This is a genomic window from Streptomyces sp. NPDC037301 (assembly GCF_055602785.1).
In genome coordinates, this window is the sequence record NZ_JBVJWD010000047.1 from 1 (window position 1) to 13972 (window position 13972).

Below are 13972 nucleotides of genomic sequence, written 5' to 3' on the forward strand. Positions count from 1 at the left end.
CAGCGGGAAGCGGTGGTACAGCCACACACAGTGGGCAATGACCTCGACCGGGTACCGATGCCCCTTGTACGACGGCGATGCGCTGTCCACGGACGACCCCTCCCAGCATGACCAACCAGAAGATCATCCCACCCAGTCAGTCAACGTGACAGTGCCTGTTTCCGCCAGTTACGAGGATGCGCTACCCCGGGTTTTGACACTGGCACGCCTGGCCGGAGACATCAGGCTCCGGGGGGCCTGTGTTCTTCTACTGGGTGGGGCGGTCGACCAGGGAAAGGCCCTGGTTCCCGTACTTCAGGAGCTCTATGGCCAGGTGGGCGAGGAGCCGCTGAAGATCGATGTCATCGAAGCGGTGGCCAACCTGGGGATCGGGCCCCGCAGCGATGAGGCGATGAGGCCGTCCGTCGCGGAGTGGCTGAGGCTCGGGCTGGTCGATCCCGCTGCTGGCGTACGGCTCGGAACCGCACTCAGCCTGCTGGCCCGCGTGGGCGCCGAGGAGCACGACATGCTCCGGGAAGCTGTCGTGGACTCGGTGCACCGGGGCACGTCGACCCTGGAGAGCGCGATGTGGATGTTCGGGAGGCCCGTCGGATGGGCGCTCGACCGGAGACTTCGGCGATGAGCGGACCCCGGCAGCCGGAGCCTCGTACCCGGCGCATCCCGTACCGCCGCACTCCACACCCTCACGCCCCTCTTGGACCGCCGCCCTTGAGCCGGGCCGGTAGCCCTCCGCCCCCCGTCATCGGCCCTCAACTCCCGTACGCCCGATGCCGTTCGCCTCAGACCAGCGGAGGCTTCACCGACATCATCAGGTGCCGGTGGGTCTCCGTGCTCGACTCGTGCGTGATCAAGGCCCGCTGGCCCAGATGGCCAGCAGCAATCCACCGTCTGACCATCGAGCGCGTCACGTAGGACGGCGAGCGCGTCCTGCTCCGCCTCGGCGACCGGCCGATTCAGTTGGCCACGCCGTATGCGCTCTTGCGGGAACTTGTTGCGTCCCGGGGCACGGGCACCTTGATTCGGCATGGGAGTGACTGGCTCTTCCCTGGCGGGAGCGCGGGCCAGCCCACCCATGAGTCACGGCTGCGGCAGCGGTTGATCGCGATCGGCGTCGTGTCCGGTCAGGGCCGACACACGAGCAGGCCGCACGGGCCCAGGTAAGCGTCACAACTCACCCAACCCGTGCGGCCCTTCTCACGTCACGACCCCACCAACACCGGGACTATTCATCCCCAGGTCGTAACGATGGACCTCCGGCGCAGGACACTAGCGCGCTGCCGCCGAGGTCAGCGGCCGCGTCCGCCGCGCGCCACCCGTCGCGCCCCGCGATGACGACCTGTGTGCCTTCCGCCACCAACTCCTTGGCCGCGGCCAGTCCTCGCGATCCCCCGGTGACGACGAAGGTCTTGCCCTTCAGCTCAAGGTCCATGAACACGCTCCACGAGTCTCATCCGCTACTTCTGCAGGATCTGCGGGGAATTACCACGATCTGACCAAACTCGCCATAGTTCGGCATAGTGGCCGTTGGCAGCGAGCAGTTCGTCGTGAGTTCCCTGCTCCGTGATGGATCCGTCGTGCATCACGAGGACGCGATCGGCCGATCGAGCCTGCGTCAGCCGATGGGCCACGACAAGCGCGGTACGGTCACGCATCACCGCTTCGGCGGCCTGCTCCAGCTCTGCGGCGCCCGTCGAGCCCGCCTCCGCAGTCGCCTCGTCCAGCACAACGAACCACGGATCGCTCAACACGATGCGAGCCAAAGCGATCTGCTGCGCCTGATCCGGTGTCAGCTCATGTCCCCCGTCGCCTATGACCGTGTCAAGGCCGTCGGGGAGCGCTGCTACCCACCGGGCCGCTTGTGCAACGGCCAGCGCGTGCTGAACGTCCTCGTCCGAAGCGGTGGGATTCACCAATGTCAGCGAATCCCGCACAGTTCCGGCGAAGACATGTGCGTCCTGAGTCACCAGAAAGACACCTGAGCCCGCCCTGGTCCGCTCGAAATCGTACGCAACACCGGCAACGGTCACCGTGCCGTGAGTCGGGTGGAGCACCCCTGCGGCGATCGCGCCCAGAGTCGTCTTGCCGGCTCCGGAGGCGCCGACAAGGGCGACCCTCTCTCCGGGAGCAAGTCGCAGGTCGATATCGCGCAGCACCGGTTTGCCCGGCACGTACTGATGAGTGATCCCCTTGAGGAGGACTTCTCCCGGCCCGGTCACTGGGACCGGACCGGAAGCCGAAGGCATCGCCGCAATGCCCACGAGGCGGGCCATTGCCGCGCCGATCGCCTGAAACTGGTCGAACGTGAAAAGCACTCCTCCGATGGGTGTAAAGAGACGGAGGAAGTAGAGTGCCGCCGCGGTGACGGTTCCGACCGTTGTTGCGTCGTTGCGTACGAGCACAAACCCGGTGCCGAGCACCATGCTCATCCCGAACAGCTCCGCCAGGTTGTTCCGGTTCAGAAAGCGCAGTGAGAGCCGGTACACGGAGACGGAGAGGCCGACGGCCCGATCGGAGGTCTCTTCGATCCGCCGGTGCAGCACTGCTCCGATCCCGAAAGCCCGCGCTGTCGGAGCGGCGTTGATGCCCGTGAGGAGTGCCTCGGCGCGCTCGCCCTGTGCGATCCGCTGCTCGCGGTACAACCGCTCGGAGCGTGGAAGGAACCATCGCAGGGCGAGCACGTACAGTGGTGTCGCCGTAAGCATGGCCAGCCCCAGACGCCAGTCCAGAGTCAGCACAGCAGCGGCGGTGAACACGACGGTGACGGCCGAGGTCAGGATCACCGGTATGACGTCCTTCAGCCCTTCCGACACGGTCCGCACATCGTCGGAGAGCCGGGAGAGGAGGTCACCGGTGGTGGCCCGCTCTATCCGCTCGGCAGGCAGGTGCAGCGCCCGGCCCAGCACCCGCTCTCGCAGTTCAGCCAAGGTCGGCTCGGTCGCCCGCGCCAGGGCGGCCACCGACAGCCCTCCGAGTATCGCGGCCGCCACCGTAGCGGCGGCGATGATCAGCGCCGAGGAGACAATGGTGTCCCGGCCGGCGCGGATGTCGTCGACGACTGACCCGAGAACCCAGGGCGACGCGAGCCCAGCGGCGCTCGCCAGGACGATCGTGACCGCCGCGGCGGCATTCGCACGCCGGTTGTCCCAAGCCATGCGGCCGAGGAAGACGAAGGTCTCCCGGTAGGTTCCGACCGGCAGCAGGTTCTCACTCACCGCGTCACCATGTCCCGGTAGGCAGGCCGGCCGAGCAATTCCGCATGAGTGCCTTCCTCCGCCACACTACCGCCCTTGACCCACACCACGCGCGAAGCCTGGGCAAGTAGCGCGGGACTCGTCGTGACGATCCACGTGGTGCGTGTGCGGGCGGAGTTGTGTCGCAGGGCGTTGATACCGAGGGCGACGTGCCGCTCGGTGACCGCGTCCACCGCGGTCGTAGGATTGTCGAGGAGCAGTATTGGGGGATCCGCCGCCAACGCACGGGCCAGCGCCATGCGCTGTCGCTGACCCCCGGAATAGGTGGCGCCTGTGGGCGTCACCCGCTGATCCAGCCCCTCCTTGTCGAGGGTGACGATGTCCGCCGCTGCCGCCGCGCGGAGTATGTTCATGAGCTCGCGGTCCTCGTACTGGTCGTTCAGATCGATGTTGCTCCGCAAAGTGCCTTCCAGCAGCGCGGTGTGATGGGGGTTCACCAGGCAGCGTCGGGATCTGTCCCGGACGCTCAGGTCAGTGATCGCCGCACCGTCGAGTAGGGCCTTGCCCCTCACATCCCCGCCTTGTGCCTCACCGGCGAGGAGATTCCACAGGGTCTTGGTGGCTGCCGGATCGTCCACGACGAGACAGAGCAGTTCACCCGGCCGGGACGTCAGGGTGAATCCGTTCAGCGCACCGGTGGTCACGTCGTTGAGGGAGACAGTGGGGACGTCAGCAACCAGTGGGGCCACCGCACCGTCGGCCAGCAGTGATGGCGCATGCAGAAAGTCGACGATCCGGGATGCCGAGGCATGGGCTGCCGCGACCTGCGCGCCCACCCGTCCGAGGACCTGGACAGGCACCGCGAGGAACTGGGTGAGGCCAACAATGGCGACCAGCTGCCCGATGGTGATGGACCCGTTCAGTGCCTCGTTGCCCGCGAGGAGGGTGACACCAGCCAGGAAGAGTCCACTGAGCCCGGTCGACACGCTTTCCATGACCCCGTGGGAGCCAGCCAGCCGGATGCCCGCGGCTCTGGCACCCTGGCTCTGTGCCTGATATCGCGCGGCGGCTTCGTTCTCCGCGCCAATGCCCTTGAGCACGCGCAGGCCACGTACCAGATCAGCTGCCGTTCCACTGGTTCGAGCGATCTCGGCCTGCTGGTCGCGGCTGCGGCGGGAGAGCACTGGCGTGACGAACTGGATGGCGGCCAGTACGAGTGGGATGCCGAACAAGATCACGAGCCCGATCACCACGTCCGTACGCAGCAGGACGGCGGCGCTCAGCACCACCGCGACCGCCGAGGCGAACGCATAGCCCACGGAATGGATGAGGCCGCCGACGCTCTCCGTGTCCGCTGTGGCCAGAGAAAGGGTGGCACCGGGCAGGTCGTTGGTGCGGGCACCGCGCGGCCGCAGCACGTGGTGGGCAATCTCACCCCGGCGCCGGTGGCTCTCCCACTGATCGATCCGGAACGCGTTGGCAGCGCCGTAGCGATACGTGAGCATCAGAGAGGCGAACACCAGACACAGTGCGCCGCCACCCCAGCCAAGTGTGGTGACGCTGCCCCCTGCCACTGCATGGTCGATGATGAGGCCTACCACCACGGACACCATCGCTTCGGAAACCTGCCATACCGCCAGCAGACCGAAGACACGTGCCACACCGGACTTGTTGCGTCGGATCCCCTGAAACAGCAATTCCCCTGCGGTTCCGGGAGCCGCGCCTCCCCAGCCCGGGTCGAAGGGTGGCGTTGAGCTGTTGTTCACGCGGCTCCTGTCGGGTTGTGCGCCGTGCAGTCGAGTGACCGCGACGCGCGCGGGGACGATGACACAGATGCCTCAGAACTACGATCAGAGCCGGCAGTTGGCGCTGCCAGACTTCGCGGTCGCATGTCAGTCCAGCTCGCCTCGACGAACTCGAGGCAGGCGGTCCGTCGGCTTGCACCGAGAGCGACCGTCCATCCGGTGGGGACATCGGCAAAGGCAGGCCAGAGCGAGTGCTGGCCCTCGTCGTTGATCAGCACACGGTATTCGGCGTCGTTGTTGTCGAACGGATTGCTCACGGATTGCTCGCACTGAGCTCACGCAGGCGGTTGAGGTAAGCAAGCCCGGCAAGGACTTGGTCAGTGGGTAGACCGAAGTCGATCAGGCACGCCACCTCGTCCACGCCGAGCTGCCGGAAACGATCGATCACCTTCTGTGCCTTGTCCACGCTGCCGAGCAGACCGTCGTTGTCGAAGTAGCGATCGAACGCGCGGTTCAGCAAGAACTCGGTTTCATCGGGTGTCAGACTCCCGGGCCCCGTCAACTCGTCACCAAGGTCCTTCGATCCGAGAATGAGTCCGAGAGAAGTACGCATGTACTCCGTCAAGGGAGTCCGCACCAGCTCTCGGATCGCCTCGTTGTCCTCCCCCAGGAAGGTGTGCACCATGACGGCGACATGGCCTTGCCAACCGTCGGGGTCGGATTCGGCTGCCGCCTGCCGGTACACCGCGATCTTGTCGGCGAGCTGGTCGGGATCCTGACCGAGCAAGTGGGTGAGCAGCCCAGCGCGCATCCGGCCCGCGCTTCGGAATGTCTCCACGTCGCCGCTACTGGTGATCCATATCGGCAGCTCCGGTTGGATCGGCGGCGGGAAGATCTTGACTGCTGCGCTGTTGCCCAGGCCGTCTGTGACGGCCAAGTGCTCACCGCGCCAGAGCTCTCGAACCTGCTTCGCGCGTTCGAAGAGGACCGACCTGCGGTCCGAATACTCGGTGGGATTGAGTGAGAAGTCGGTCGCGTGCCATCCCGAGGCAAGCGACACACCCGCGCGTCCCCCGGAGAGGTTGTCGACCACGGACCACTCCTCGGCGATCCGTAGCGGGTGATGCAACGGCGCCACGACGCTGCCGGCCCTGATGTCCACTCGCTGCGTGATCGCCGCGACGGCCGCGCCTGTCACCGACGGGTTCGGATAGATGCCCCCGAACGAATGGAAGTGGCGCTCCGGAGTCCAGACAGCCCGAAAGCCGTTCTCGTCGGCGAAACGCGCGCCTTCGAGCAGCAGCCTGTATCGGTCCGTGTCAACCTCAGAACTGTCGTTGGCGAAATAGAAAAGACTGAAGTCCACGTCACTCTACCTCCTTCATCGCGAACCGAGCACTGTGCAGTGACGGTCCATCAGTTGATCATTCCGAACGAACGGCAGCCTTGAGCCGGGGAAGCAGCGGGTCGACGTCCTCCTCGATCAGAGCGGCCCGGATGCAGGCGAGGTAGTCGCCGGCCACGCCCTGATCGTCGCGGTACGGAGCCGTCTTGGTGGCTATCAGCTCCAGCAGAGGGCGGATGTCGGGGCTGAAGCGCTCGATACCGGTGATGGTCGCGGCCTGGTAGCACGCGGCCACCAGAACGGACACGATGGTATGGACGTTCTCCACCAGCTGCAGGGACTTACGTGCAGCTATCAGGCCCATGCTCACCACGTCCTGGTTCTGCCCGTTGGACGGAATCGTCTTGATCGACGCGGGAGCTGCCAGGTCGAGGTTCTCCGAGGCGATGCTCGTGGCCAGATACTGTGAGCCCTGCAGGCCCGAGTACACGCCTTCGTCCGCGAGCGCGAGGAACGCGGGATACGCGGCGTTCAGATGCGGATCGAGGATGCGGTTGAGCTGCCGCTCGGCCAGCACGCCGATCTCGGTGACCGCGATGTTGAGGAAGTCACTGGACATCGCCACGTACTGCCCGTGGAAGTGGCCGCCGTGGAAGATCGTCTCCGGGGAATCGAAGATCAGCGGATTGTCGTTGCAGGAGTTGAGTTCCTCTTCGACCATGCGACGGCAGTACTCCATCGCATCCACCACCGGCCCGAGTATCTGCGGGACGCAGCGCAGCGTGTACGCGTTCTGCAGGTAGTCGGACACCGGAGTGACTTCGTCGCTGGCGCCTGCGGCCTCGGTGATCAGACGCATCACTTCCTCGTGCTCCCGGGTCAGTTCGCTGCCGGCCAGGAGACCGTGGATCACGCCTGCGACTGCGGTCTGGCCCTTGTGGTTCTTCAGAAGGTGACCAGCCTCCTCGAAAGCACGGGTCGAGCCGCGCATCACCTGGATGAATGCGGCCGACGCCCACAGAGCCAGGCGCAGTAGCCGCTCGGCACGGACCAGCGCGAGCGAGGCGGCACCGGTCATCCCGGAGGTCCCGTTAATCAGGGCGAGGCCGTCCTTGTAGCCAAGCCGGACGGGCGCCAGACCCTCCTCGGCGAGCACGCTCGCCGAGTCGCGGATCGCACCACGGTAACGGACCCGGCCTGCGCCGATCAGCGGCAGGGCAAGGTGGGAGAGCGGCGCCAGGTCACCACTCGCGCCGAGCGAGCCCTGCTGCGGGACCACCGGGTGGATGCCGCGGTTGATCATCTCGGCCATCAGTCGCAGGGTGTCCGCACCAATGCCCGAGTACCCCTTGCTCAGGCAGTTCAGCCTGGAGACCTGGATCGCCCGCACGACCTCATCGGGGAACAACGGGCCACCGCCCGCAGCGTGAGAGCGCAGGAGGTTCTCCTGCAGCTCTGTCTCGAACTTGGCCGGGATGCTCATGTAGACCATCTCGCCGAATCCGGTGGTCACACCGTAAATGGGGTGGCCTTCGGCGCCCCAGCGCTGGATCCGCTCGCAGGTGTCCTCGACCATCGCGAGCTGGTCCTCATCGACCTCGACCTTCTCCCCACCCACAGCGACCGCGTGAACGTCGTCGATCGTCAGGCCTTCGCCTCGAATGAGCACGGCATCTCCTTGATAGAACATAGGTGTTGACAACTGTCAAACGCGCACCGCGACCGTCCTGGGGGCTGCTCAGCCCACAGTGTCGGCCGCCGCGTTCGGCTCGGGGTCCAGTACGCCAGACCATGATCGGAACGCGCCGAGGCGGCGCGGGGCACCTGACCGGTTCCCCGGGCCATACGCATCGGGCGCCGGCAGGCGGGCCCGATCGACCTTGCCGCCCGCGTTGCGCGGCAGTGTGCCCACGGTGATGTACACCGACGGCACCATCCGCTCGTTCAGGTTTCGTAGCAGATGGGCCCGCCACACTGCGGGCGATCCCCCCGCTGGTGTGGGTACGACATAGGCGACCAGGCCTTGGACAGTGCCGTCGACGGGGTCGGTGGGCACCACCGCGCAGTCCAGAACCGACTCGTGCTCGGCCAGCGCGGCCTCGATCTCGGTCAGCTCGACCCGAACACCCCGTAGCTTGACCTGTCCGTCGCGCCGTCCGGCGAACTCAAGCAGACCGTCCGTCCGCCACCGCCCAAGGTCACCGGTCCGATAACAGGGGGCCGGCGCGGCTGGGGGCACATCGCCGGGGCCGGAGAGCATCCCGAAGCCGGAAGCAGAGCAGTGGGCCCGTCCGATGTAACCAAGCGTCAGATACTGACTGAGGACGACGATTTCACCTGTGACGCCGATGGGACACGGAAGATCCTCCGTGTCCAGAACCATAATCTGGCGACCTGGGATAGCACAACCAACGGGAACCATGCCTTCCCAGGATCCGGTCACCTCCATCCAGGTCGCCAGGATCGTCTCGGTCGAGCCGTAGAGATTGAACAGACGCAGACCTGGCAGGACGGCTGACAGACCGGAGACCAGCCTGCCGGAGAGCGGTTCCCCGGCCAGCAGCAGCCGATCGAGCCCACCGAGCCTGTGCGCATCCCCCCGGAAAGTCAGCACATGCAGCATTTCCCGGGCGAAACTCGGCACGGTCTGCAGGAGATTCACCTGCTGCTCGATCAGCCAGTCGACCAGGAGATCGCCATCGACACGGATGGGGTCAGGCACCGTGCACAACGTGCCACCCGCGACCAGCGTCGCGAAGATCTCGCAGATACTGGCGTCGTAAGCGGGAGACGCCCACTGGGCCGTCCGCTGTCCGGGGCCCATGTCGAACTCGTCGCCCATCCAACGCACGAACTGCGCGAGCCCGCGATGCGACTGCATGATCCCCTTGGGGCCACCGGTGGATCCGGAGGTGTACACCACGTAGACCGGGGCATCCAGGCCGACCTCAACCGGCGTGGGGCCGGGAACCGCCGAGGAAGTCAAGGCATCAGCCGCCGGAACAGCCAGAACCGTTCCGTCAAGCTCCTGTTGGAACCACAGGGCCACCTCGTCCGCCGCATCCGGCTGCTCGACGAGCAGGCAGCCGGCCCCCACCTCGGCCAGGACTTCGAAAGAGCGCTCGACGCCGTCGCCGACCGCGAGCGGAACGAAATAGGCGCCAGCCTTCAGGATACCCAGCAGGGCGGCGACCTGCCCGGTACCGGCAGGCATCCGCACCGCCACCGGCATGCCACCAGCGACTCCCCGGTCCCGCAACAGCGCGGCTATTCGGTCGGCCCAGGAGTCCAGTTGGCCATAGGAGAGACCTGCCAATGCGATCGCCTCGGGCTGCTGCCTGGCCCGTTCGCTCACCATCTCGTGCACTGGCGCAAGCGACATCCCGTCCGCCCACCTCATTGGTTGCCCAACTCATGGACTGTCAGAGATGGTTCGGACACGACTGCCGAGAGCAGGCGGAACAAGCGGGTGCCGATCCGGTCTGCCGTTGCGGGGTCGAACAGATCACTGGCGTACCGAAGCACACCGTGGAGCCCGTTTGCGACCCCCTGCTCATCGAAGGACTCGTGGAACTCGATGAAGAGGTCGAGATCGAATTCCTCGTCCACCGGCAACTCCCTGACGGTGAGCCCGGGGAAGTCCGGCTCGCCCTGCGGGCCGTTCTCCAGCACCACCGACACCTGGAAGAGCGGATGGCGCAAGCCCGAGCGCGCGGGCAGAAGCTCGTCTGCGATCCGCTCGAAGGGTACGTCCCGGTGCGCCTCTGCACCCAGCGTGGTCTTCCGTACCTGGGTCACGAGATCGCCGAAGGAAGGCGCGCCCGAGGAGGTGTCGAGCCTCAGCACCAGGTCCTCGCGGAAGAGGCCGATGACACCGTCCAGCACCGGGTCGACTCGCCCGGCGGTCGATGCACCCAACGGGATGTCGAACCCTGCTCCGAGATCAGTGAGCAGCACGGCGACGGTGGCCTGCAGCACCATGAGCAGGGTGGCCTTGTGCTTCCTGGCTACCGCGCGCAGGCCGAGGTGCAGTTCTGCCGGCACCATGAGCGGCATCGTGCCACTGTGGTGGCTCGGCCGCTCCGGACGAACGCGGTCGAACGGCAGCGCAAGCTCCAGCGGCAGTTCCGACAACTCCTCGCGCCAGTAGGCAAGTTGTCGAGCAACGACGCTTTCCGGGTCACCCTCTTCACCGAGCAGAGCCATGTGCCAGAGCGTCTGGTCCGCGAACTGGACCGATAGCGCCTCCCACACCGGTGCGCGCCCGGACAGCCGCGCGGCGTAGGCTCGGGAGAGGTCGCGCCGAAGGATCTGCATCGACCGCTCGTCGCACGAGGTCCGGTGGACCGCGAGCAGCAGAACGTGATCCTCGGAACCAAGTTCGAACAACACGACCCGCAATGGCAGGTCTACCGCACGGTCGAACGGTCTTGCGATCACTGCCTCCAAGCGAGGCATCAATTCCATCTCGGAGACGGCGACCGCCGTCAAGTCCAAGCGCGCCTTGTCCCGACTGACAATCACCTGCCGCAGGGCACCCGTGCTCTCCTGGTGCAGTGTCCGAAGTGCCTCGTGCCGGCCGAGAACGTCCGCCAGCGCGTCCTGCAGCCGATCGCGGTCAAGCCGTCCGGTGACTCGCAGCGCGACCGACCGAGCCCGGCGTGCGCCCTGGTCCTCCTGTTCCGCCGGACAATCGCGCGCCTGCCGGTAGCTGACCGGGATGGCCGCTGCACGCCCGGACCTTCTCATCGCCGGCCGCGGCTCACCCTGGCTGTCCAGCTGCTCGATGAGGGGGCCGATTGCCTCGGAGTCGAACAGATCACGCACGCCCACCTCCAGATCCGTGACCCTCCGGATGTGGTGTACCAACCGGGCCACCAGAAGGGAGTTGCCGCCGATCTCGAAGAAGTTGTCGTCCATGCGCACGGCGGGCAGCCCGACCACGGCGGCGAACAACTCACGTAGTAGTTCCGAACGAACCGAACGCGCGGGATCGGACGCACTCGAGCGCGGTTCCGGCAGCGCCGCACGGTCGACCTCGCCGGAGGCCGTCAGCGGCAACGCCGTCAAGACCATCACCAGATCGGGGACGGCGTACTCAGGCAGCGTATGCGCCAGGGACTCGCGCAGCTCGCCGCTCGTCGGTGGGGTCGCACCAGTGGCTCGCTCCACGTAGGTCACCAGCCGCTCGTCCCCGCGCTGGTCGGTGTGAATCACTGCGACCGCCCGGGCCACGCCCGGATGCTCGGCGACCTCTTTCTCGATCGCGCGAAGCCCGGCTTTCTCGGATGATTGTGCGTCGTCTATAGAGAGGTCGGTCATCGAAATTCCTCAGGTCTCGCATGTCTTGAAGGCGTACCGCAAAACGTGAGACACCTTCAGCGGGGAGTGGAGTGGTGGCATCGTATGTTGTCAGTCGGCTTCGTCGGCCCGCGCAGGTCGGCGCCGATGGTGCTCATCAGAGGCGGACGGGTCGGTCCACAACACACCGTCGGACCAGATGTACCGGGTCCCGCCCCACCTGGCTGCCGACGCGACATCTGGGAAGAAGCCCCGGCCGTTGAGGTTGGCGCTGGTATTGCACAACACTGGTATGCCGCTGATCTGCTCGTAAGCGGTCAGGATCCGGCTGGTCGCGGTGTCCACCGAGGCGTCGATGGTTTGCAGTCGGGCGGTGCCGTCCAGATGGAGAACGGCTGGAATACGGTCCGTCCAGTCTGCCCGCGTACGGTGCTCGAACAGCATGAACGGATCGCTGCCGCCGGGGCTGAAGACCTCCGCGGCGCGCGAGGCCAGACAGATGGGAGCCACCGGTCGGTACGACGCGCGATCCTTGATGGTGTTGAGCCGGTCCTTCATGGCGACACTGGTCGCCGGGGCCAGGATGCTGCGGTTGCCGAGCGCTCGCGGTCCGATCTCAGCCCGGCCAGAGAGTACGACCACGGGTTCGCCCTCGTGATGCAGAAGCTCCGCCAACTGCCGCTCGTCACAAGGTCTCGACTGCCAAGGCGCTGGCACGTTGCCGACGTCCGCACGCGGACCGGCATACACATTCCAGTCCAGGGCCAGTTTGCCTGTCTGTCGGAACATCTCGCAACTGGCAGTACCAATAGCTGCGCCCGCGTCGTTGGGAAACGGCGGGATCCAGATCTCCTCGAACAGCCCACTGCTCCGGAGCATGCTGTTCCACTTGATGTTCAGTGCGCACCCGCCGGCGAGAACCAGATTCGGCCGGTATGAGGACCCACGCTGTAGCCGCGAGGACAGACTCTGCCCCGGAAGCCTGCGTAGCGTCAGTGCTCGCAGCCGCTCCAGTATGAGGTTGCCCAGATAGGCCTGAAACGTGGCGATGAGATCAGCGTTGGTCAAGCCCGGGAACAGTTCGTCCCGGTTGACCGCGGCCTTCCGGCCGACGGCCTTGGCGTTCTCCGGAGACACGCCGGGAAAGCCCGCGAGGATCTCGTCCAGGAGCGGAAAGGCGGCCTTCTCCGCACTGCCCAGCGCTGCGTACGCCATGGCCTTGCCAGCGATGGACAGGTGGCTGCGGATAACCTCTTCGGGGTTGAGGTCATCGGTGTCCCTGATGAATGGTTCGAACTGCGAGCTGAAGTCGGCGAAGCTATTGCCTGTAATCGGCAGCAGTGTGGCCACCGAAGTGACGATCCGGGTCGTGGCCTCCACGTAGTACAGGCGCGGCGCCATCCCGCCGTCCCAGACCAAGACCAGCGCGTCCTCGGAGCGTACCGCGAACGGGCTCGAACAATAGGCTCCCATTAGATGGTTGCTGACATGGTGATAGCTGGCGTAGCCCCTTCCAGGCGCACCGAAGTCGTAGTCGCCAAAGGTGCGCCGGACAATCGGATCGCCGCCGCCGTCCCGGTCCTGGTACGGCGCCACCGTGATGGCACGCGGTCGGCCGCCGCTGAGTGTGGAGACCAGGGACGGCTCTGTTGAGACGGCCTCCTCGGCGCCGTCGGCCGGGAACCAGCCGTCGACCACGAACTGGTCCACATCGGCCGGCTCCAAACCCTCGGAGCGCAGGATCTCGGCTACCCGTTCCAGATCTCCCAGTGAGCTGTACCGTTCGCCGTTCCCCAGCTTCTCGACCTCAATGCTGAAGCGAAGCTGATTGTCCTCGATAATCGCGACTCCGCCGTCATGTGTGACTTTGATTCCACAGATCAACATGATCTGGTCCCCTTCCTTGCGAGGTGCTTCGTGTCGACTGTTTGTCACATGCCGCTTCCAGCTGGCGGCTCGGGTCATACCGGAAGCTCAGTCTCGGAGGCCCTCTCCTCAAGTCGGCCGGTGCCTCGCGTGCCCCGATCGAATGGACTTGCGGCACCCAGTAGCCCCATCGCCTCTCCGCTCATCTGCGCCGGGGCCAGGTTGCTGATCGCCTCGGCATCCGGTGCCAGGGCGGGGGTACACATCAGGTTCATCGGGATCAGGACGATCGCGAGCAGCCACCAGGGATGGCTGCGACGACCGCAATTGGCCCCGGTAAAACGGCCAACGCCGGCGCCGGCAAGCGTTCGAGGCAGCATCAAGTGGTCTCACCATCGGCCTTGACATGGCAGTTCAGCGCATGGGGCACTTCTCGCCGTCCTTGAACCCGCAACCGTCCGGGGCCACTCATGGCCGTTTCGACGGGGCCGCTTGTAGTCGTCGCAGCCAACCAGGGATACGCG

9 protein-coding genes and 2 pseudogenes are annotated in these 13972 nt (G+C 66.0%); 1 reads left to right on the forward strand and 10 read right to left on the reverse strand.

Going from position 1 to position 13972, the window contains the following annotated elements; all coding sequences use genetic code 11:
• Nucleotides 1-90 (reverse strand): annotated as a pseudogene (locus ACZ7IB_RS39725) (IS6 family transposase); the annotation flags it as partial.
• A 103-nt stretch (nucleotides 91-193) separates the two neighbouring features.
• Here ACZ7IB_RS39725 and ACZ7IB_RS39730 point away from each other — a divergent pair.
• On the forward strand, nucleotides 194-622 hold the full coding sequence (locus tag ACZ7IB_RS39730) for a hypothetical protein (RefSeq protein ID WP_470919466.1): 429 nt from the start codon (nucleotides 194-196) through the stop codon (nucleotides 620-622).
• Between the two features lie 600 nt (nucleotides 623-1222).
• On the opposite strand, the gene ACZ7IB_RS39735 is transcribed toward ACZ7IB_RS39730, so the two are convergent.
• The 9 genes and pseudogenes from ACZ7IB_RS39735 to ACZ7IB_RS39775 form a co-directional block, all read right to left on the reverse strand.
• Nucleotides 1223-1429, reverse strand: a complete 207-nt coding sequence (locus ACZ7IB_RS39735; RefSeq protein WP_470919468.1) for a hypothetical protein — start codon at nucleotides 1427-1429, stop codon at nucleotides 1223-1225.
• Between the two features lie 25 nt (nucleotides 1430-1454).
• Entirely contained in the window at nucleotides 1455-3152 is a 1698-nt protein-coding gene (locus ACZ7IB_RS39740) for an ABC transporter ATP-binding protein (RefSeq protein ID WP_470919507.1), read from the reverse strand.
• Nucleotides 3153-3208: 56 nt separating this feature from the next.
• Nucleotides 3209-4957 carry an ABC transporter transmembrane domain-containing protein gene (locus ACZ7IB_RS39745; protein WP_470919470.1) on the reverse strand — a complete coding sequence of 583 codons (1749 nt, stop codon included), beginning with the start codon at nucleotides 4955-4957 and terminating at the stop codon, nucleotides 3209-3211.
• Nucleotides 4958-5064: 107 nt separating this feature from the next.
• Nucleotides 5065-5253 (reverse strand): annotated as a pseudogene (locus ACZ7IB_RS39750) (MbtH family protein); the annotation flags it as partial.
• Nucleotides 5250-6302: a MupA/Atu3671 family FMN-dependent luciferase-like monooxygenase gene (locus tag ACZ7IB_RS39755; RefSeq protein WP_470919472.1), complete on the reverse strand. Its 1053-nt coding sequence runs from the start codon at nucleotides 6300-6302 to the stop codon at nucleotides 5250-5252. The pseudogene ACZ7IB_RS39750 and the gene ACZ7IB_RS39755, both read right to left, overlap by 4 nt.
• 58 nt (nucleotides 6303-6360) lie before the next feature.
• Nucleotides 6361-7950: a tyrosine 2,3-aminomutase gene (gene cmdF / locus ACZ7IB_RS39760; protein ID WP_470919473.1), complete on the reverse strand. Its 1590-nt coding sequence runs from the start codon at nucleotides 7948-7950 to the stop codon at nucleotides 6361-6363.
• Nucleotides 7951-8019: 69 nt separating this feature from the next.
• A complete protein-coding gene (locus ACZ7IB_RS39765) occupies nucleotides 8020-9639 on the reverse strand; it encodes an amino acid adenylation domain-containing protein (RefSeq protein ID WP_470919475.1) in 1620 nt (539 codons plus the stop codon).
• Nucleotides 9640-9677: 38 nt separating this feature from the next.
• The gene (locus ACZ7IB_RS39770) at nucleotides 9678-11603 is read right to left on the reverse strand and encodes a condensation domain-containing protein (RefSeq protein WP_470919476.1); all 1926 of its coding nucleotides are present in this window, start codon (nucleotides 11601-11603) and stop codon (nucleotides 9678-9680) included.
• Nucleotides 11604-11693: 90 nt separating this feature from the next.
• Nucleotides 11694-13547: a carbamoyltransferase N-terminal domain-containing protein gene (locus ACZ7IB_RS39775; protein ID WP_470919478.1), complete on the reverse strand. Its 1854-nt coding sequence runs from the start codon at nucleotides 13545-13547 to the stop codon at nucleotides 11694-11696.
• Nucleotides 13548-13972 lie beyond the last annotated feature (425 nt).

What these genes read in the sequence shown, in the direction of transcription:
- ACZ7IB_RS39735 (WP_470919468.1), bottom strand. Translation starts at nt 1,429, where the DNA reads ATGGACCTTGAGCTGAAGGGCAAGACCTTCGTCGTCACCGGGGGATCG.
- ACZ7IB_RS39775 (WP_470919478.1), bottom strand. Translation starts at nt 13,547, where the DNA reads ATGACCCGAGCCGCCAGCTGGAAGCGGCATGTGACAAACAGTCGACAC.
- ACZ7IB_RS39765 (WP_470919475.1), bottom strand. Translation starts at nt 9,639, where the DNA reads ATGGTGAGCGAACGGGCCAGGCAGCAGCCCGAGGCGATCGCATTGGCA.
- ACZ7IB_RS39770 (WP_470919476.1), bottom strand. Translation starts at nt 11,603, where the DNA reads ATGACCGACCTCTCTATAGACGACGCACAATCATCCGAGAAAGCCGGG.
- ACZ7IB_RS39740 (WP_470919507.1), bottom strand. Translation starts at nt 3,152, where the DNA reads ATGGCTTGGGACAACCGGCGTGCGAATGCCGCCGCGGCGGTCACGATC.